Genomic DNA, 17,048 nt, shown 5'->3' with positions numbered 1-17,048 from the left:
TTTGCGGCTGGCTCGCGCCAGCGTCAAGCGCTTCGGACCCGCACCTTCGGGCTTGTCGCCCTGCGACGGGCCGCCTATTGCAGCGCCATGCCTGTTCCGCCCACGAAATCCCACGGCCGTCTGGCCATTTCCGCCAGCGCCAAGCCGCGCGAGGTGATGAGCGACACGCCGCGTCTGAAAGGTGCGTGGTGCGCCAAGGTGGTGACGCTGTTTCCTGAGCTGTTTCCGGGCGTGCTGGGCGCCTCGCTGACCGGCAAGGCATTGCAACGCGGCCTTTGGGCGCTTGAACCCATCGACCTGCGCATTTTCGGCACCGGCAAGCACCGGCAGGTCGATGACACGCCCGCAGGCGGCGGTGCGGGGCTGGTGATGAAGCCCGATGTGGTGGGCCGCGCGCTGTCCATGGCCGCTACCGGAGCACCCGATGATCCCGCCCGCTGGCCGCGCGTCTACCTGTCTCCGCGCGGCAAACCCTTTACGCAGGCGCATGCGCAGCGCTTTGCGCAGGCCGAGGGCATGACGCTGCTGTGCGGCCGGTTCGAGGGCGTGGATGAACGGGTGATCGAGGCCTTCGGGCTGGAAGAGGTCAGCCTTGGGGATTTCGTCCTGACCGGCGGCGAGATCGCGGCGCAGGCGATGATCGACGCCACCGTTCGGCTGATCCCCGGCGTTCTGGGCAATGCCGCCTCGACGGAGGACGAGAGCTTTGCCGCTGGCCTGCTGGAACACCCGCAGTATACCCAGCCGCGCGAGTGGCAAGGCCGCGCCGTTCCCGAAGTTCTGCTATCGGGCAATCACGGGGAAATCGCCAAGTGGCGCCGCGCCCAGGCCGAGCGGCTGACCCGGGAACGACGCCCCGACCTCTGGGCCGCGCACCTTGCCCGCAAGGACGAGTGAGCGCGGAATCGGCTTGATCCCACGGCCCGCCGCGCCTATACGCCCCCCATCCCCGCGGGAGGTCACTCCGGCGGGATTCCGTTTTGCGGTTGCTTCACCGCGCGTTCCGAACGGACCAGACGACAAGCAACGGTCAGACGACCTCTGACGGGCGCCCCGCATCGGCGGATCACGGCGGACCCGGGCGAAGATCAGAGCTCTCGGCGCAAGGCCACCAGACCTCCGCGGGCAAACCGTGGGCAGATAGAAGGAGCGGATCAGATGAACCTGATCGCACAGATCGAGGCGGAACAGATCGCCGCCCTCGGGAAGACCATTCCCGATTTCAAGGCCGGCGACACCATCCGCGTCGGCTACAAGGTGACCGAAGGCACCCGCACCCGGGTGCAGAACTACGAAGGCGTCTGCATCTCGCGCAAGCATGGCGCGGGCATCGCGGGTTCGTTCACCGTTCGCAAGATTTCCTTTGGCGAAGGCGTGGAGCGCGTGTTCCCGCTGCATTCCACCAACATCGACTCGATCGAGGTGGTGCGCCGCGGCAAGGTGCGCCGTGCCAAGCTGTATTACCTGCGCGCGCGTCGCGGCAAATCGGCCCGGATTTCCGAAGACAACACCTACAAGCCGCAAGGCGCGAAAGCATAAGGAGCGACGTGATGAAAAAGGATATCCACCCCGACTATCACGTCATCAACGTCAAGATGACCAACGGCGACATCGTGCAAATGCGCTCGACCTGGGGCAAGGAAGGCGACACCATGTCGCTCGACATCGACCCGTCGGTGCACCCGGCCTGGACCGGCGGCTCGTCGCGCCTGATGGACACCGGCGGCCGCGTGTCGAAGTTCAAGAAGAAATACGAGGGCCTCGGCTTCTGAGCCGTCGCAACCTTGCTGCATCTCTTGCAACGCCGCCTCTCGGGGCGGCGTTTGCGTTTGGCGATTGACGCTTAACCTTTGGGCGACATCGACGTATAATCCGCTACAATTCGCGCCCCGAACAATGAGGGCGTCCATATCTGGGGTAAGTCGGGGGACGGGCAGTGGCGCATATAATCGTCTTGGGCAATGAAAAGGGCGGGTCGGGCAAATCCACCACAGCCATGCATGTGGCCACTGCGCTCGCGCGACTGGGGCATGTGGTGGGGGGGCTCGACCTGGACCTGCGGCAGCGCAGCTTCGCGCGCTACATGGAAAACCGGAAGGCCACCATCGCTGCGCGCGGCCTCGACGTGGCAGCGCCCGAGTTGATGGAACTGCCCGAGATCGACGCGGGCACGCTGGCCGAGGGTGAGAACATCCTCGACAAGCGCCTGTCGGCTGCGGTGGCTGACCTGGAGGGTCGCTGCGATTTCATCGTGATCGACTGCCCCGGCAGCCACACGCGGTTGAGCCAGGTGGCCCACAGCTTGGCTGATACACTGATCACGCCGCTGAACGACAGTTTTGTCGATTTCGACCTTCTGGCGCGGATCGATTCCGAGACCTACGAGATCAAGGCGCCGAGCGTCTATTCCGAGATGGTCTGGCACGCCCGGCAATTGCGCTCGCGCGCGGGCTTGACCCCGATGGACTGGATCGTGGTGCGCAACCGGCTGCCGACGCAGCAGATGCACAACAAGCGCAAGGTGGGCCGCGCGCTTGAGACCTTGTCGAGCCGGATCGGGTTTCGCGTGGCACCGGGCTTTTCCGAACGGGTGATTTTCCGCGAGCTGTTCCCCACCGGCATGACGCTTCTGGACCTGCAGGAGTTGGGCGTGGACCGGCTCAACATCTCGAACCTTGCGGCACGGCAGGAATTGCGCGACCTGATGCGGGCGCTGAACCTGCCCGGCGTGTCCGTGGATTTTTGAACGACCTTGTGACCACGGTGCGCAGCCGTGTATGTGCGGCCACGCGATACGGAAGGGAATGACTGATGCGGAAACTTCTGGACCGGGTGGTTCGCCCCTTTGGCCTGAGAGTGATCAAGGCACATCATGCGGAAATGGTGTATCAGCACGAGTATTCGGGCGGCTATGCCCAGTATCGCGATGTGCAGATCACTCATAACAAGCGCAAACTGCAAAACGTCTGGGCCGACGACACGACACTGTCGGTCATCGCAACGGATCTGAAAGCGCGCGGGCTTGGGGCCAACGGCATCTGCCATGGTGCACGGAACGGCTACGAGGTTGAATGGTTCCGCAAGACGCTGCAGGGTGACGTGATAGGCACCGACATATCGGAAACCGCGACCGATTTTCCGAACATGCATGTCTGGGATTTTCAGAACGAAAACTCCGACTGGGCGGGAAAATTCGATTTCGTCTACACCAATTCCCTCGATCAGGCGATGGAACCACAGCACGCCCTGTCAGCCTGGACCAAGCAGCTTGCCCCGAACGGCCGCATCTATATTGAACACACCATGGCCCATGCCCCGCAAGGCGCGGGCGAAATGGACCCGTTCGGCGCCCATCCGATGGCCATGCCCTACCTGATTTTCACTTGGGGGAGAGGGCAATACCGGCTCGCCGACATCCTCGAAATACCCGCCAAGCAAAACAATGCTCAGCGGGCTTGGGTCTTTGTGCTGGAACGCGCTCAATCGTAGCGCAGTTCCGTCGCCTTGCCGCGAAAGATCGTATAGGCGAGCACCGAGTAGCCAAGGATGACAGGCACCACGAAACAGGCGCCGATCAAGATGATGAACAGGCTTTCGGGGGCCGATGCGGCCTCGTAGATCGTGAGGCGGTCGGGGACGACATAGGGGTAGAAGCTGTAGGCCATCCCCAGATAGGCCAGCGTAAAGAGCGCCGTCGCCGCGGCGAAGGGCAGCCACGAGCGGCGGTCTTCGGCGTATGGCATGGCGCGCAGCATGCGCCAGAGCCACAAGATCAGCAGCCCTGAAAGGATCGGAAGGGGCGCAAGGTAGAAGATCTCGGGGAAGGTCAACCACTTGTCGAAAATGCGGGTGGAAACCATCGGCGTGGCGAGCGACACCGCCCCGATGCCCAGGATCACGCCCCAGAGGCTTTCGCGGCCCCAGCGCACCGATTTCAGTTGCAGCGCCCCTTCGGTCTTGTGGATCAGCCAGGTCGACCCGATGAAGCTGTAGCCCACGGCCAGAAAGACCGCCGTCAGCGTCGCGAAGGCATAGGTGGCCCAGGTCTGTTCCAGACCCATGACGTAGAGGCCCAGCATGAAACCCTGCGCCAGCGCCGTCATCAATGAGCCGGTGAAGAACAGCCGGTTCCACAGCCGCTTGTGCCTGTCACGGGCCTTGGCGCGAAATTCGAAGGCCACGCCGCGCAGGATCAGGCCCACCAGCATGATGAAGACCGGCAGGTAAAGCGCGGTGAGGATCATGCCGTGCGCTTGCGGGAAGGCCACCAGCAAAAGCCCCACCGCCAGCACCAGCCAGGTTTCGTTGGCATCCCAGAACGGCCCGATGGAGCCGATCATGCGATCCTGTTCCGCCGGGGTCGCCAGCGGGAACAAGATGCCGACGCCAAGGTCGAAGCCGTCGAGGACCACATAGATCAGGATCGAGAGGCCCATCAGCGAGGCAAAGGCCCAGGGCAGCCAATCGGCGGGGTTGGTGAAATCGGGCAGCATGGGTGTCACTCCGCCGGGCTGAGGGCGATCACGCCGGCCTTGCCGGAATGATCCATGTCGATGGCCCGACCGTCTTCGCCGCGTGCGGCCTTGCGGGCGAGATAGGCGATGACGCCGATATAAGCGAAGAGCAGCGCTGCGTAGATCGCGAGATAGGTGATCAGCGTGCCCAAGACCAAGGGTGCGGGGACGTCGGCCACCGCCATCTCGGTCGTCATGACACCGTGCACCAGCCAAGGCTGGCGGCCGATTTCGGTCGTGTACCAACCGGCCAGCGTGGCGACCCAGCCGGAAAAGGCCATGGGCACCAGCGCCCAGAGGATTGGCTTGGGCAGCCCCTCGACAGCCAGCCAGTGACCCGCAATCCGCCCTTCATGCAGGGCGCGGCGGCGCCACATGAACCAGAGCGAGGCCCAGCTGAGAACCAGCATCGCCATGCCGGTGGCCACCATCACCCGGAAGGACCAGAAGACGGGGGCGACGGGCGGGTGCAGCACGGTGCCATCCTCGGCCACGAAATCGTTCAGGCCCCGCAACTCGCCGTTCCAGTCATGGGTCAGGATGAAGGAGGCAAGCCCCGGGATCTCGATCACGGCGCGGTTCGTCCGCGCCTCCTCATCGGGGATACCGAACAAGACGAGCGGCGCACCTTCCTGCGTTTCCCACAGACCTTCCATGGCCGCGACCTTGGCGGGTTGGTATTCCTTGGTGTTCAGCCCGTGCAGGTCGCCCATGAAGATCTGCACCGGGATCAGAGCCGCGCCCAGCACCACACCGGTCTTGAGCATCGCACGCACCTCGCGCGAGCGGTCACCGATCAGCCAGCGGAAGGCCGAGACGCCCGCGACCAGAAAGCTCACCGTCAAGAAGCTGGCCAGCATCATGTGCGCAAAGCGGTAGGGCATGGACGGGTTGAAGATGATCGCCCACCAATCGGTGGCAAAGGCCTGCCCGTCGATCATCTCGAAGCCTTGCGGCGTGTGCATCCAGCTGTTCAGCACGATGATCCAGAAGGCCGACATGGTGGTGCCGAAGGCGACAAGGAAGGTCGCCAGCATGTGCAGCCAGCCCGGCACACGCGAAAAGCCGAAGAGCATGATACCGATGAACACCGCCTCGAGAAAGAAGGCGGTCAGCACCTCATAGGCCAAGAGCGGCCCGGCGATATTGCCCACCGTTTCCATGAACCCCGGCCAATTGGTGCCGAACTGGAAGGACATTGTGATGCCCGAGACGACGCCCATGGCAAAGCTGAGCGCAAAGACCTTTACCCAGAAGCGATAGGCCGCCATCCATTTCTCGTCGGCCGTTTGCGCAAAGCGAACGCGGAAAAAGAACAGGACCCAGCCCAGCGCGATGGTGATCGTGGGGAACAGGATGTGGAACGAAATGTTGGCCGCAAACTGGATGCGGCTGAGGATGAGGGTATCAAGCGTTTCCATCGGTCTGGTGCCTCACTTGCGGTTCGTCAGTGTGGGGAACATGCCCGCGGTCTTGTCGATCAGCCCGGCAATCTTGCTGCCCAGAGTCATGAGCTTGACCAGCCGCTCGGTCTCGAGGCGTTCCATCTCGGCATAGAAGCCGGTCATCATCTCGATCAGCTCGCGCAACTCGGCGATGCGCGCTTCGGCGTAGTCGTCGCCGGCGGGACCTTGCAGTTCCAGCTCCCGCAGCTTGCTGAGCGTCGGGTCGATCTCGCGCTTCTTGCGCTCGGCCACGAGCGTACGCACGATTTCCCACAGGTCGTCCGGCGTGGTGAAATAGTCGCGACGGTCGCCGGGGATATGCTTGAGCCGGACAAGGTTCCAGCTTTGCAGCTCCTTCAGGCCCATCGAGGTGTTCGACCGGCTGACGCCCAGCGCGTCGGTGATGGTTTCGGCGTTGAGCGGCTCGGACGAGATGAACAGCAGGGCATAGATCTGCCCCACGGTGCGGTTGATGCCCCACCGGCTGCCCATTTCCCCGAAATGTAGAACGAACTCCTGCTGGAGCGGTGTAAGTGTCACGGTCAGGCCCCTGTTCACGCAGAGATTTCAGAAATTTCTGAAACAGAGGTAACGTTCATGACGGTCAAGGCAACCGCAAGAGGGTGCGACAGGGTGGCCTGCCCTTCCGGGCGGGCTCAGGCGGGACGGCCGCTCAGGCAGTCGCGGCGCAGGCCAGCACTTCGATATTGGTGAGGATATCGGTCAGGTGGTCGAAATCCTCGGCGATGATCGAGGCACCTTCGCGCAGCAGGTCGCAGGCCGGGGTATATCCCCAGGACACCCCAATCGCCCTGATCCCGGCGGCCCGCGCCATCTGCATGTCATAGCGGGAATCCCCGACAAGCACGGTTTCCGCAGCGCAGCGCCCGGTTTCGAGCAGGGCGCGATAGACCATCGCGGGCGAGGGTTTGGACGGGTTGATATCGGCGCATTGCACGGTGTGGAAGAGCGGGCCCCAGTTCATTTCGCCGAGCAGATGGCAGGTGCTGCGCCGCGCCTTTCCGGTCGCCACGCCCATCGCAAAACCCAACCCGGACAGCAAATGCAGGGTTTCTCCGGCGCCGGGATAAACGGGCAGCATGTCCATGTCCTCGACCATGTCGAAATACCGGAACCGGTAGCCGCAAAGGATCTTTTGCTGCACATCGTCGCCTAGGTCCGCGGCGAGGGCGAAGACCATTTCGGGCAAGGAAAGCCCGATCAGCGCCCGCACATCGGAATCTCTCGGCGGGGTCTGTCCTGCCGCGAGAAAGGCATCGGCCATGATGTCGCAAATTCCGGGCGCGCTGTCGAGCAAGGTGCCATCGACATCGAAGAGCACAAGCGCGCGACGCGTGGGATTGATCGCGCAAGAGCGACCTTCCATGCTGCGCCTTGTCCAGTCTCGCCCCATTTCAGTCATTCAAACCTTTTGTCGTTCATGACTTTCACGCAAGTAATTGTGGAATCATTATAGTCATCTTGACTTAGCATGACCCGAAGAATGACGAAAGTGTGGAAAATTTGCGACACCTGATCGCGGGGCCCGAAGCCTGCTCATGAAAGGTTGTTCGGGCCGTTTCGGCGCTTGGTCAGCGACAAAATACGCCGCGTGAGACATGGTTTGCCGAATACGGAACGACAAAAGGCCCCGCCTGGATGGCGGGGCCTTTCTTGGTCACCCGGTGAAGGGTTGTTCGGTGTCAGTCGGCGTCGCGCTTGAGCGCTGCACCCAGGATATCGCCCAGAGATGCGCCGCTGTCGGACGAGCCGAACTGTTCCACGGCTTCCTTCTCTTCGGCGATCTCGCGTGCCTTGATCGACAGGCCCAGACGGCGGGTCTTGGCGTCGATGTTGGTCACGCGCACATCGACCTTGTCGCCAATGCCGAAACGCTCGGGGCGCTGTTCGGCGCGGTCGCGCGACAGGTCGGAGCGGCGGATGAAGGACTTCATGCCCTCATATTCCACTTCGATGCCACCATCCTCGATCGCCGTGACGGCGACGGTGATGATAGAGCCGCGCTTGACGCCGCCGATGACCTCGGCCAGCGGATCACCTTCGACCGACTTGATCGAGAGCGAGATACGCTCCTTCTCGGTGTCGATCTCGGTGACGACGGCCTTTACCATGTCGCCCTTGCGGTAATCGCCGATAACATCCTCGCCGCGGCCTTCCCATGTCAGGTCGGACAGGTGGACCATGCCGTCGATGTCGTTATCCAGACCGATGAACAGGCCGAACTCGGTGATGTTCTTGACCTCACCCTCGACCTGCGTGCCGACGGGATGGGTTTCCTCGAACACTTCCCACGGGTTGCGCATGGTCTGCTTGAGACCCAGCGAAACGCGACGCTTGGCGGTGTCGATTTCCAGCACCATGACCTCGACCTCTTGCGAGGTGGAGACGATCTTGCCGGGATGCACGTTCTTTTTCGTCCAGGACATTTCCGAGACGTGCACCAGACCTTCGACGCCCGGTTCCAGCTCCACGAAGGCGCCGTAGTCGGTGATGTTGGTGACGCGGCCGGTGTGGGTCGATTCCAGCGGGTAGCGCTTTTCAACGGCATCCCACGGGTCGTCCAGCAGCTGCTTCATGCCAAGGCTGATGCGATGCGTGTCCTTGTTGACCTTGATGACCTGCACCTTGATCGTCTCGCCGATCGAGAGCACGTCCTTGGGGTCGTTCACGCGGCGCCATGCCATGTCGGTGACGTGCAGCAGGCCGTCGACACCGCCCAGATCCACGAAGGCACCGTATTCGGTGATGTTCTTGACCACACCATCGACGATATCGCCTTCGTTGAGCTTGCCGATGACCTCGGCGCGCTGCTCGGCGCGGGATTCCTCGAGGATCGCACGGCGCGACACCACGATGTTGCCCCGGCGGCGATCCATCTTGAGGATCTGGAAGGGCTGCTTGAGACCCATGAGCGGGCCTGCGTCGCGCACGGGGCGCACATCGACCTGAGAGCCGGGCAGGAAGGCCACGGCACCGCCCAGATCGACGGTGAAGCCACCTTTGACTCGTCCAAAGATCGCGCCGTCGACGCGCTCCTCGGCGGCATAGGCTTTTTCCAGCCGGTCCCAGGCAGCTTCGCGCTTGGCCATTTCGCGCGACAGCACGGCCTCGCCCTTGGCGTTCTCGACGTTGCGCAGGTAGACCTCGACCTCGTCGCCGACGGCGATTTCGGGGGCCTCACCGGGATTTGCGAATTCCTTGAGGTCGATGCGGCCTTCCATCTTGTAGCCGACATCGATGATGGCTTGTCCCGCCTCGATGGCGATGACCTTGCCGCGGACAACGGACCCTTCGTCGGGCGTGTCGATTTCGAAGCTTTCGTTCAGGAGGGCTTCGAATTCCTCCATCGTGGTTTTAGCGCACATGCGGTTCAGTTTTCCTTTGCGGTGTTTTGCTGGCCGCGCGGTTGTCTCCGCCGGTCTTGGATTGGTCCAAGGCGGAACGCCCCGGAAAGCACGAAGGGCCGGAGGTTGCCCCGACCCTGCCTGCATCCGACGTTGACCGCCTGCTTGATGACCCGCGCGCCATACGACATCGACGCGCGATAGGCAACCCCGCAAGGGGCGAAGGGTCTGCGCTGCGCCACGACGACCAAGGCGGCGTGGCGCAGCGGGTATCCTTCGTGGAACGACAGTATCGTTTGACCGATGCGCAATCCGCCCCCAACGTCGCCCTCCACGGTCGGGATGTACCCTTCATGCATAATGAGGGGGCTTCATGCCACTACTGATCACCGAACTTGCCATCAACGCCGACGGCCAATGGGCGGTCGAGATCACGAACACCGGTCCGGATGCCATCGCGTTCGACGGCACGACGAGCTTCACGCTCCTCGCGTATTCGCAGAGCGGCAACAACGTTAACCTCAGCTTGTCCAATTTTGCGGCATCCATCGCTGCCGGTGAAACGATCGTGCTGGGCCACAGCGCGATCACCGGCGTGGACAACGGGAACGATTTCAGGTTTTCGCATGACAATCTGTCGTACCTGCAATTGGCCACTGACGATGTCATTGATGGTCGCCCGGTATCTGCAAGCCTCGACACCATCGGCGTCCGGTCGGGCCCGATTCTTCCCGATGACACCGTCTGGACCAGCGACACGTCCCGCACGACCGACCCTGACCCCGACAACCTCGGCGATTTCACTCAGACCTCGCCGTTTTCCACCAACACGCTGGGCACCCCCACCCTCAGCTGTTTCCTTGCCGGGACCGCCATCGCCAGCCCGTCCGGCCCCCGCGCGGTCGAAACGCTGGCCCCCGGCGATATGGTCCTGACCGCCGATGGCCGCGCCGTGCCGGTGGTCTGGCTGGGCATCTTGACGCTGCGCCGCGTCACCGCCGACACCCCGCACCCGATCCGCATCGCGGCGGGCGCGCTGGGTCATGGCCTGCCGCTGCGCGCCCTGCGGCTGACCGCCGATCACGCGCTGCTGCTGGACGGCCTGCTGGTCAACGCGGGCGCGCTGGTCAACGGCACCACGATCCGGCCCGATCCCGTGGCGGCACCCTTCGCCGTCTACCATGTCGAGACCGAGGCGCATGAGGTGCTGCTGGCCGAGGGCGCACCTGCCGAAAGCTTCATCAACTACGCCGGGCGCAATCCTTTCGACAATCACACCGCCGATCCGCGGCGGGGGCAAGGGCATGTCATCGCGGAGCTCAATTTGCCCCGCGTGACCACTGCCCGGGCAGTGCCCGCACCCTTGCAAGACAGGTTGCGTGGCGTCGCGCCGGGCCGCGACGCCGCCTGAGGACGCAAGACCCCGGTCGCAGGCCTTGCCCCCGCCTCATCGCATCCCGGCTCAGCCTTCGGCTGCGTCTTGCAACCGCTGCGTCAGGCGATCGTTCAGCGCAGGATCGGCCGCCGCTTGTTCGAGGATGGCGGAATACAGCTCCACATCCATGCCATCGACCTCCTCGATGGCAGCCACGATGGCGGCATTGCCTTCCTCGACGATCGCCTGCTGCTCGGCTTCCTCGGTCGATTGCTGAAGGCGATCGGTGTAGGTCGAGCGCAATTCGCTGACTTCGAGGAAGGCCGCGACAAAGGCGTCAAGCTGGGTGGCGGAATAGGCCGTCTCGGTGGTCTGCGCTGTGGCGGATTGCGCCCCCACCATCAGCGCCGGGACGGCCGCAACCGTCAGTGCAACCGCGGTTGTGGCCGCCGCGAGCGTGGTCTTGAGCGTCATGATCTCTCCTTCGGGCGTTGCCCTTTGTCTGGTTCGGTCACGCCGGCCCCTCGCAAGGCACCGACCGTTTCACAGCATAGGGATAGCGGCGACGGATCACAAAACGGGCGGCACGATCTTGCCGACATAGGCCCGCGCCATTGGCGAAGGTCCGCGCGGCGTGCCCTGTGCGACAGACTTGACCCCCGAAGGCCCGTCATCGCACGCATGACAGCGCGCGGCGAAACATGTCCTTTTGGACAGGTTGGAAAAAAACATCACAGCCACTAGAAGGTTTCTTAATCAAACTGACAAAAAGTGTGGATGGTTACTGGTACGATGGAAAAGCTGTCGCTGATTGCCCAACTGTCTAATTTGAGAAAAGTCGTTCACGATATGGAGGTTGACCTCGGGCTCGCCGCGCTCGAACGCAAGGAACGCGACATCTTGCTTGCCTTCTTTGCCGCGAGCACGAAGGATCCAGATCACGGCATAATCGCACGCACGGACACCGTGCGCCAGCACCCCACGGTCCGCGACATTTCCCAGCCCACCTTTCACCGCGCCCTGCGCCGATTGATCGAACGCGGGATGATCCGGCGGCTGCCCCAACTTCCGGCGGGAACCTACCACCTCAACCTCGACTGACGGATTTCCGCCGACTGGTATGCCAGCGCATCACGCGGTGTGGACAAGCCCGCTTGATCCGACATAATGCACTGCAGTCAAAACGCATATGGGGGCTTCTGGCACCGATGTAATTGACAGCGTGCCGGTTGCACCCCTCAGCTGGCACAGCCATGGAAAAAAATCCGGAGACACGCCGCGTTCTTAATAGTCCGCCCGTGAAAACATTGGTCCTCAGCGGGATCCTCGTGGCGCTTGTGGTGATCACACACAGCGTCATCGTGCCGTTCGAACACACTGTACTGGGCGATCCCTTTGACCAAGGCGTGCTGTTCTACCTGCCCTTCGGGTTCTGGGTGATCGTCGCCTATTTCGAACGCTGGCACGCCGCGCTCTATCTGGCGCCCGGTTTTGCGCTCGGGATGGTTTTGTACGCCGGTTCCGGTGCGCCCATAACCGCACGCGTGCTGACGCTGGGGGTGCTTACGCTAACGGCGCCAGCGGTCTTTGCGATTCTTGCATGGGCGTCCGGCCGGGCCAATCACCCGGTCAGTGAACCCTCTGCCTGGCGCCTCATCGTCACGGCGGGCCTTTTCACGGCTATGGTCAACGCGATCGGGCTGAACCTTGTCCGCAATAGCGTCGTGCCCGACAGCGCCAGTCTGACCGGCGTCATCCAGTATTTCGCGGGCAGCATTGTCGGGATGTTCACCTGCCTGATCGGACTGGCCATCGCGTTCCGCATCCGCAAGTCCGTTCTGAACCTGCGCTGACCGCACAGGGGCGGTAGACCAACACTTGCAACCGTCTGACGGCAGAGATGCCGGCCGCCACAACGTCGTCCACACGCATCTGGCTGGTGCCGAGCCACACGCCATCCCCCGGCGCGCCCTACGCAGCGGCACCGTCGGAGAGCTGCAACCCCTCACGTCAGGGTTGCCCGCCATCCGGCGTGGAATTCAGAACCGCAAAACGACCCATGACGACCGGATCGACTCGGCCTCGACGCCCATCTGAGACGGAAATGGGTCTGTCCTCTCGATATCGCGCACGACATATTCGAGGCCCATGAACACGCGGTCGGTCACCGCGTATTCAACCCCAAGGCGATCGGTAATCCCGTCCATATCGATGCTCAGGGGGCTGAACGCGTCCGCATACTCCTGACGTGCGTATCCGATGGACGCCGAAACGGGCAGCCGACCGGTCGCATAGCCTACGCGGCCGCGAAGCTCCAAGATGCCTTTGATGGAAAAGGCCGGAAAATTGATGAACTGGCTGTCATGGGACACATACCCCAGCTCACCCCAGTAGACCAGCGAACCGGACTGGAACAGGCAGCCCCCGAAGATATCGAATGCCATGTCCTCGTCGAAGGGGTCATTGCTTGCCACACCTAGCGCGAAGGTCGCGCGCGGATTGAAGCATCGTTCCTAACCGGATCGTTGCAGACCCACCATAGGCGCGTCGGTCCGGGCGCCCCGGCCACGGACCTTGTCCGGCGTCAATCGCCGCGCGGTGCGCCGCCACGGGCTTCCACCACTGCGATGGCAGCCGCCACCGCCTCGGCTATGCTCATTTTGCTCGTATCGAGGATCACCGCGCGCTCCGCCGCGATCATCGGTGCGATGGCCCGCTCGGCGTCGCGCGCATCGCGAAGGCGCACATCGGCCAGCACCGTCTCGAAATCCGTGTCATGCCCCGCCGCGCGCAACTCGTTCAGGCGGCGCAGCGCGCGCACCTCGGCGCTGGCGGTGACAAACAGCTTCACCGCCGCCTCCGGACAGATCACCGTACCGATGTCGCGCCCGTCCAGCACCGCTCCGCCGGTGCGGGCGGCAAAGGCACGCTGGAAATCGACCAACGCGGCGCGCACCTCGGGTATGACGGCGACGCGGCTGGCGGCATCGGCGATGGCGGCGCTGCGCAAGGCGTCCGGGTTGGCGAGATCCCCCGGTGCCAGCTCCTGCGCGGCGTCAACAGGGACCTCACCTGCCAGCACCCGCCGCCCGACGGCACGGTAAAGCAGCCCAGTGTCGAGATGGGCAAAGCCGAAATGCGCGGCGACCGCGCGCGCAATCGTGCCCTTGCCCGCCGCTGCGGGCCCGTCAATGGCGACCGTAAAGCTCATGGGCTGGCGTTGAAACAGACCGCCGCACCCGCGACAAGGGCGAATGCGCGATCACTCGGCGCGCCGGGCCTCGGGAGGCTGACCCTCGCCCGCCTCGTGTTCCGCACGCACCTCGCGCCGCAGCGTGCGCGACGGCGGGCAGACCTCTTGCATGAAGGCCCAAAGATGCCCTGCGAGGTTGCCCTGATCCATCCCATACAGCACGAATTGCCCCTCGCGCCGCTTCCAGATCAAGCCCGCGCCTTCGAGGATCGACAGATGCTTGCTCACTGCCGGGGCCGACATGTCGAACCGAGCGGCGATGGCACCTGCGTGCAGCGGCCGGTCTCGCAAATAAGCAAGGATCTTGCGCCGCGTGGTCGAGGCGAGCGCGTCGAACACCTTGTCCGGGCTTGACATGAAACACCTTTTAGCTAATCAGTTAATTCATTAGTTCACTAATGAGTTAATCATTTAAACCGGGAGATGCAAGATGACCCGCCTGATCGACACTGACCGCGTCACAGCCACACCCCAAACCTCCGGCACCGATGGGCGGATTGTCTGGGCCCCGGCCAAGTCGCTTTGGTTGACCGCCCATGTCGCGGGCGGGCTGGCTGCGGTGATCTGGGTCCCAAGCTGGGGCGGAGCGCTGGCCTTCGTGCTCATCGCCGCGCTCACCCTGATGGCCGGGCATTCGATCGGCATGCACCGCCTGCTGATCCACCGCAGCTTTAACGCGCCCAAGAGGCTGGAACGGCTGCTGGTCTGGCTCGGCACGCTGGTGGGCATGGCCGGTCCTTTTGGCATGATCCGCGCCCATGACATGCGCGACTGGCACCAGCGGCAGGCGGTCTGCCCACCGCATCCCTCGCATGGGGCGGGCTGGATGCGCGATGCGTGGTGGCAGTTGCATTGCGAGTTTCGCCTGACCCGCCCGCCCCGGTTCGAGATCGAACCCGAGGTGGCGGATGACCCTTGGTATCGCTGGATGGAGCGCACATGGATGGCGCAACAACTGATCCCGGCGGCGGTGCTGTTTGCACTCGGCGGTCTGGGTTGGGTGCTCTGGGGCGTCAGCCTGCGCATCGCGGTCTCGCTGATCGGGCATTGGGCCGTCGGCCATGCGGCACATAAGGGCGGGCATCAGGGCTGGTCGGTCGAGGGGGTGCCGGTGCAGGGCTACAACCTGCGGGGGCTGGGCCTTGTCACCTTCGGCGAAGGCTTTCATGGCAACCACCACGCCTTTCCGCATTCTGCGCAACTGGGGGTGGAGCGCGGGCAGCTCGACCCCGGGTTCTGGCTGATCCGGGCGCTTGCGGCCACGGGCCTTGCGTGGAACGTCAAGGGACCGGCCTCTGAACCGCCGCGCGACGGGCTGACACGGGTGGTTCACGCCTCGGCAGACCAAGGCGCGGCGGTTGTGATGCCACAGACAGTCTAGGACCGCCGGCAGCCGCGCCCTGCCCTGCCATGCCTCAGGCGCGGTTGGTGCGGTCCAGCCGCGCACCGAGGCCGCGCATGAGCGGCTCGAACACCGGGAAGGACGTGGCGATAGGGCCTGCGTCATCCACCGTGATGGGCTGGGCCGAGGCCATGCCCGCACAGAGGAAGGACATCGCGATCCGGTGATCGAGGTGCGTCGCCACCGTCACGCCACCCGGCACTCCGCCCGCGCCCCGGCCATGGACGATCCACCAATCCGGACCGTCCTCGACCGTCACGCCCGCCGCCCGCAGGCCCACCGCCATCGCCTCGATCCGGTCGCTTTCCTTGACCCGCAACTCCTTGACGCCGCGCATCACCGTTTGCCCCTTGGCATTGGCAGCCACGACCGACAGGATCGGATATTCGTCGATCATGCTGGCCGCCCGCTCGGGCGGCACCTCGATGCCCGTCATGTCGGGCGAGAAGCGCGCACGCAGATCGGCGACGGGCTCGCCGCCTTCCTCGCGCAGGTTCTCGTAGGTCAGATCCGCACCCATCTCGCGCAATGTCTCGAACAGACCCGCGCGGGTGGGGTTCAGCCCGATATTGGGCACCAGCACGTCGGACCCCGGCACGATCAACGCGGCACAGACCGGGAAGGCCGCTGAAGAAGGGTCGCGCGGCACGACGATGGTCTGGGGCTTCAACTCCGGCTGGCCGGTCAGGGTGATGACCCGCCCCTCGGGCGTGATCTCGGTCGTGATCTCGGCACCGAACCCCGCCAGCATCCGCTCGGTATGGTCTCGCGTCGCTTCCGCCTCGATCACGACGGTCTGGCCGGGTGCGTTGAGCCCAGCCAGCAGCACGGCGGATTTCACCTGCGCCGACGGAACGGGCGTCTTGTAGCGCACCGGCACCGGATTGGCGGCCCCGGTGATCGTCATCGGCAACCGCCCTCCCTTGCGCCCGACGGAGGTCGTGCCGAACAATGCCAGCGGGTCCGTCACCCGCGCCATGGGCCGCCCACGCAGGGACGCGTCGCCGGTGAAGGTAGCAACGATGGGCGATGTTGCCATGGTGCCCATGATCAGCCGCACCCCGGTTCCGGAATTGCCGCAGTCGATCACATCCTCGGGCTCGGCGAAGCCGCCCACGCCGACGCCATGCACATGCCAAACGCCCTCCGCGTCGCGCGTCACATCGGCCCCGAAGGCGCGCATGGCCTTGGCCGTGTCCAGCACATCCTGCCCTTCCAGCAAGCCGGTGATGACCGTCTCGCCCACCGCCATCGCGCCAAGGATCAGCGAGCGGTGGCTGATCGACTTGTCGCCCGGCACATCGGCCACGCCTTTCAGTGCCGTGCCCTTGCGGGCGGTCATCGGAACGGGGTCACCATGGCTGGACATCGCGCGTCTCTCCTCGCTGGCGTGCCTGCGCCTGATAGCCCTGCGCGGGGGGGCCGTAAACTCCCCCCATCGGCGAGAGCTTGGGGATGGCGGCGGCGACCGTAATGAGGCCAGAGGAACACCTCCGACATGCGCCGAAACCGGACGACCCGCAAAACCCGGCCGTGCCCCTTTTGCCGCAAGGTGAGCTACTCCCCAACTCTTGGACAGATTCCGAGGGTGATTTAAGCTACTGCCTGGACCTGCTGATCGGTTTGGGTTGCGTTGAAGTAGACCACGGCGGGCGGCTGTCCGCCATGGGCGGCATGGGGCCGCTGGTGGTTGT

General features: G+C 64.0%; 19 protein-coding genes. 9 read left to right on the top strand and 10 right to left on the bottom strand.

Features of this window, described 5'->3' with window-relative positions:
* Positions 1–87 precede the first annotated feature (87 nt).
* The 5 genes from trmD to C7455_RS07080 all read left to right on the top strand — a co-directional run bounded on the left by trmD (position 88) and on the right by C7455_RS07080 (position 3,489).
* Positions 88–897, top strand: coding sequence for a tRNA (guanosine(37)-N1)-methyltransferase TrmD (trmD, locus tag C7455_RS07100; RefSeq protein WP_109667513.1), 810 nt, complete (start codon positions 88–90; stop codon positions 895–897).
* A gap of 261 nt (positions 898–1,158) precedes the next feature.
* Positions 1,159–1,539 (top strand): 50S ribosomal protein L19, encoded by a 381-nt coding sequence (gene rplS, locus C7455_RS07095; RefSeq protein ID WP_109666905.1) that lies wholly within the window; start codon positions 1,159–1,161, stop codon positions 1,537–1,539.
* A gap of 11 nt (positions 1,540–1,550) precedes the next feature.
* Complete coding sequence (gene rpmE, locus C7455_RS07090; protein ID WP_109666903.1) at positions 1,551–1,772, top strand: 50S ribosomal protein L31; 222 nt, start codon at positions 1,551–1,553, stop codon at positions 1,770–1,772.
* Between the two features lie 164 nt (positions 1,773–1,936).
* Positions 1,937–2,746, top strand: coding sequence for a division plane positioning ATPase MipZ (locus C7455_RS07085; protein ID WP_109666901.1), 810 nt, complete (start codon positions 1,937–1,939; stop codon positions 2,744–2,746).
* Positions 2,747–2,811: 65 nt separating this feature from the next.
* Positions 2,812–3,489, top strand: coding sequence for a hypothetical protein (locus tag C7455_RS07080; RefSeq protein ID WP_109666899.1), 678 nt, complete (start codon positions 2,812–2,814; stop codon positions 3,487–3,489).
* Here the strand turns inward: C7455_RS07080 and C7455_RS07075 are convergent.
* From C7455_RS07075 to rpsA, 5 genes are all read right to left on the bottom strand, one after another.
* Positions 3,480–4,493: a cytochrome d ubiquinol oxidase subunit II gene (locus C7455_RS07075; RefSeq protein ID WP_211315459.1), complete on the bottom strand. Its 1,014-nt coding sequence runs from the start codon at positions 4,491–4,493 to the stop codon at positions 3,480–3,482. The genes C7455_RS07080 and C7455_RS07075 overlap by 10 nt on opposite strands.
* Positions 4,494–4,498: 5 nt before the next feature.
* The gene (locus tag C7455_RS07070; RefSeq protein WP_109666897.1) at positions 4,499–5,935 is read right to left on the bottom strand and encodes a cytochrome ubiquinol oxidase subunit I; all 1,437 of its coding nucleotides are present in this window, start codon (positions 5,933–5,935) and stop codon (positions 4,499–4,501) included.
* Positions 5,936–5,947: 12 nt separating this feature from the next.
* Entirely contained in the window at positions 5,948–6,499 is a 552-nt protein-coding gene (locus tag C7455_RS07065; protein ID WP_245904255.1) for a GbsR/MarR family transcriptional regulator, read from the bottom strand.
* Between the two features lie 133 nt (positions 6,500–6,632).
* On the bottom strand, positions 6,633–7,346 hold the full coding sequence (locus C7455_RS07060; RefSeq protein ID WP_170119022.1) for an HAD family hydrolase: 714 nt from the start codon (positions 7,344–7,346) through the stop codon (positions 6,633–6,635).
* Between the two features lie 316 nt (positions 7,347–7,662).
* A complete protein-coding gene (gene rpsA / locus C7455_RS07055; protein WP_109666892.1) occupies positions 7,663–9,345 on the bottom strand; it encodes a 30S ribosomal protein S1 in 1,683 nt (560 codons plus the stop codon).
* 352 nt (positions 9,346–9,697) lie between these two features.
* Between rpsA and C7455_RS07045 the strand changes: the two genes are divergently transcribed.
* Positions 9,698–10,735, top strand: coding sequence for a Hint domain-containing protein (locus C7455_RS07045; protein WP_109666888.1), 1,038 nt, complete (start codon positions 9,698–9,700; stop codon positions 10,733–10,735).
* Between the two features lie 51 nt (positions 10,736–10,786).
* On the opposite strand, the gene C7455_RS07040 is transcribed toward C7455_RS07045, so the two are convergent.
* Positions 10,787–11,173 carry a DUF4168 domain-containing protein gene (locus tag C7455_RS07040; protein ID WP_109666886.1) on the bottom strand — a complete coding sequence of 129 codons (387 nt, stop codon included), beginning with the start codon at positions 11,171–11,173 and terminating at the stop codon, positions 10,787–10,789.
* Positions 11,174–11,491: 318 nt separating this feature from the next.
* On the opposite strand from C7455_RS07040, the gene C7455_RS07035 reads away from it, so the two are divergent.
* Positions 11,492–11,800 carry a hypothetical protein gene (locus tag C7455_RS07035; protein WP_146199948.1) on the top strand — a complete coding sequence of 103 codons (309 nt, stop codon included), beginning with the start codon at positions 11,492–11,494 and terminating at the stop codon, positions 11,798–11,800.
* A 197-nt stretch (positions 11,801–11,997) separates the two neighbouring features.
* On the top strand, positions 11,998–12,552 hold the full coding sequence (locus C7455_RS07030; protein WP_146199947.1) for a hypothetical protein: 555 nt from the start codon (positions 11,998–12,000) through the stop codon (positions 12,550–12,552).
* Positions 12,553–12,738: 186 nt separating this feature from the next.
* Here the strand turns inward: C7455_RS07030 and C7455_RS07025 are convergent, their stop codons facing one another.
* The 3 genes from C7455_RS07025 to C7455_RS07015 form a co-directional block, all read right to left on the bottom strand.
* Complete coding sequence (locus C7455_RS07025) at positions 12,739–13,143, bottom strand: outer membrane protein (protein WP_146199946.1); 405 nt, start codon at positions 13,141–13,143, stop codon at positions 12,739–12,741.
* Positions 13,144–13,283: 140 nt separating this feature from the next.
* Entirely contained in the window at positions 13,284–13,910 is a 627-nt protein-coding gene (locus tag C7455_RS07020; RefSeq protein ID WP_109666878.1) for a (d)CMP kinase, read from the bottom strand.
* Between the two features lie 51 nt (positions 13,911–13,961).
* On the bottom strand, positions 13,962–14,309 hold the full coding sequence (locus C7455_RS07015) for a metalloregulator ArsR/SmtB family transcription factor (protein ID WP_109666876.1): 348 nt from the start codon (positions 14,307–14,309) through the stop codon (positions 13,962–13,964).
* 73 nt (positions 14,310–14,382) lie between these two features.
* Between C7455_RS07015 and C7455_RS07010 the strand changes: the two genes are divergently transcribed.
* Positions 14,383–15,333 carry an acyl-CoA desaturase gene (locus tag C7455_RS07010; protein WP_109666874.1) on the top strand — a complete coding sequence of 317 codons (951 nt, stop codon included), beginning with the start codon at positions 14,383–14,385 and terminating at the stop codon, positions 15,331–15,333.
* Between the two features lie 34 nt (positions 15,334–15,367).
* On the opposite strand, the gene aroA is transcribed toward C7455_RS07010, so the two are convergent.
* A complete protein-coding gene (aroA, locus tag C7455_RS07005) occupies positions 15,368–16,723 on the bottom strand; it encodes a 3-phosphoshikimate 1-carboxyvinyltransferase (protein WP_109666872.1) in 1,356 nt (451 codons plus the stop codon).
* Positions 16,724–17,048 lie beyond the last annotated feature (325 nt).

Source organism: Roseicyclus mahoneyensis (assembly GCF_003148775.1).
In the GTDB taxonomy this organism is placed as follows: domain Bacteria; phylum Pseudomonadota; class Alphaproteobacteria; order Rhodobacterales; family Rhodobacteraceae; genus Roseicyclus; species Roseicyclus mahoneyensis.
This window is presented reverse-complemented; position numbering and strand designations above follow the sequence as displayed.

What these genes read in the sequence shown, in the direction of transcription:
- C7455_RS07015 (WP_109666876.1), bottom strand. Translation starts at nt 14,309, where the DNA reads ATGTCAAGCCCGGACAAGGTGTTCGACGCGCTCGCCTCGACCACGCGG.
- rpsA (WP_109666892.1), bottom strand. Translation starts at nt 9,345, where the DNA reads ATGTGCGCTAAAACCACGATGGAGGAATTCGAAGCCCTCCTGAACGAA.
- C7455_RS07060 (WP_170119022.1), bottom strand. Translation starts at nt 7,346, where the DNA reads ATGGAAGGTCGCTCTTGCGCGATCAATCCCACGCGTCGCGCGCTTGTG.
- C7455_RS07075 (WP_211315459.1), bottom strand. Translation starts at nt 4,493, where the DNA reads ATGCTGCCCGATTTCACCAACCCCGCCGATTGGCTGCCCTGGGCCTTT.
- C7455_RS07040 (WP_109666886.1), bottom strand. Translation starts at nt 11,173, where the DNA reads ATGACGCTCAAGACCACGCTCGCGGCGGCCACAACCGCGGTTGCACTG.
- C7455_RS07020 (WP_109666878.1), bottom strand. Translation starts at nt 13,910, where the DNA reads ATGAGCTTTACGGTCGCCATTGACGGGCCCGCAGCGGCGGGCAAGGGC.
- trmD (WP_109667513.1), top strand. Translation starts at nt 88, where the DNA reads ATGCCTGTTCCGCCCACGAAATCCCACGGCCGTCTGGCCATTTCCGCC.
- aroA (WP_109666872.1), bottom strand. Translation starts at nt 16,723, where the DNA reads ATGTCCAGCCATGGTGACCCCGTTCCGATGACCGCCCGCAAGGGCACG.
- C7455_RS07025 (WP_146199946.1), bottom strand. Translation starts at nt 13,143, where the DNA reads ATGGCATTCGATATCTTCGGGGGCTGCCTGTTCCAGTCCGGTTCGCTG.
- C7455_RS07045 (WP_109666888.1), top strand. Translation starts at nt 9,698, where the DNA reads ATGCCACTACTGATCACCGAACTTGCCATCAACGCCGACGGCCAATGG.
- C7455_RS07035 (WP_146199948.1), top strand. Translation starts at nt 11,492, where the DNA reads ATGGAAAAGCTGTCGCTGATTGCCCAACTGTCTAATTTGAGAAAAGTC.
- C7455_RS07010 (WP_109666874.1), top strand. Translation starts at nt 14,383, where the DNA reads ATGACCCGCCTGATCGACACTGACCGCGTCACAGCCACACCCCAAACC.
- C7455_RS07080 (WP_109666899.1), top strand. Translation starts at nt 2,812, where the DNA reads ATGCGGAAACTTCTGGACCGGGTGGTTCGCCCCTTTGGCCTGAGAGTG.
- C7455_RS07070 (WP_109666897.1), bottom strand. Translation starts at nt 5,935, where the DNA reads ATGGAAACGCTTGATACCCTCATCCTCAGCCGCATCCAGTTTGCGGCC.
- rpmE (WP_109666903.1), top strand. Translation starts at nt 1,551, where the DNA reads ATGAAAAAGGATATCCACCCCGACTATCACGTCATCAACGTCAAGATG.
- rplS (WP_109666905.1), top strand. Translation starts at nt 1,159, where the DNA reads ATGAACCTGATCGCACAGATCGAGGCGGAACAGATCGCCGCCCTCGGG.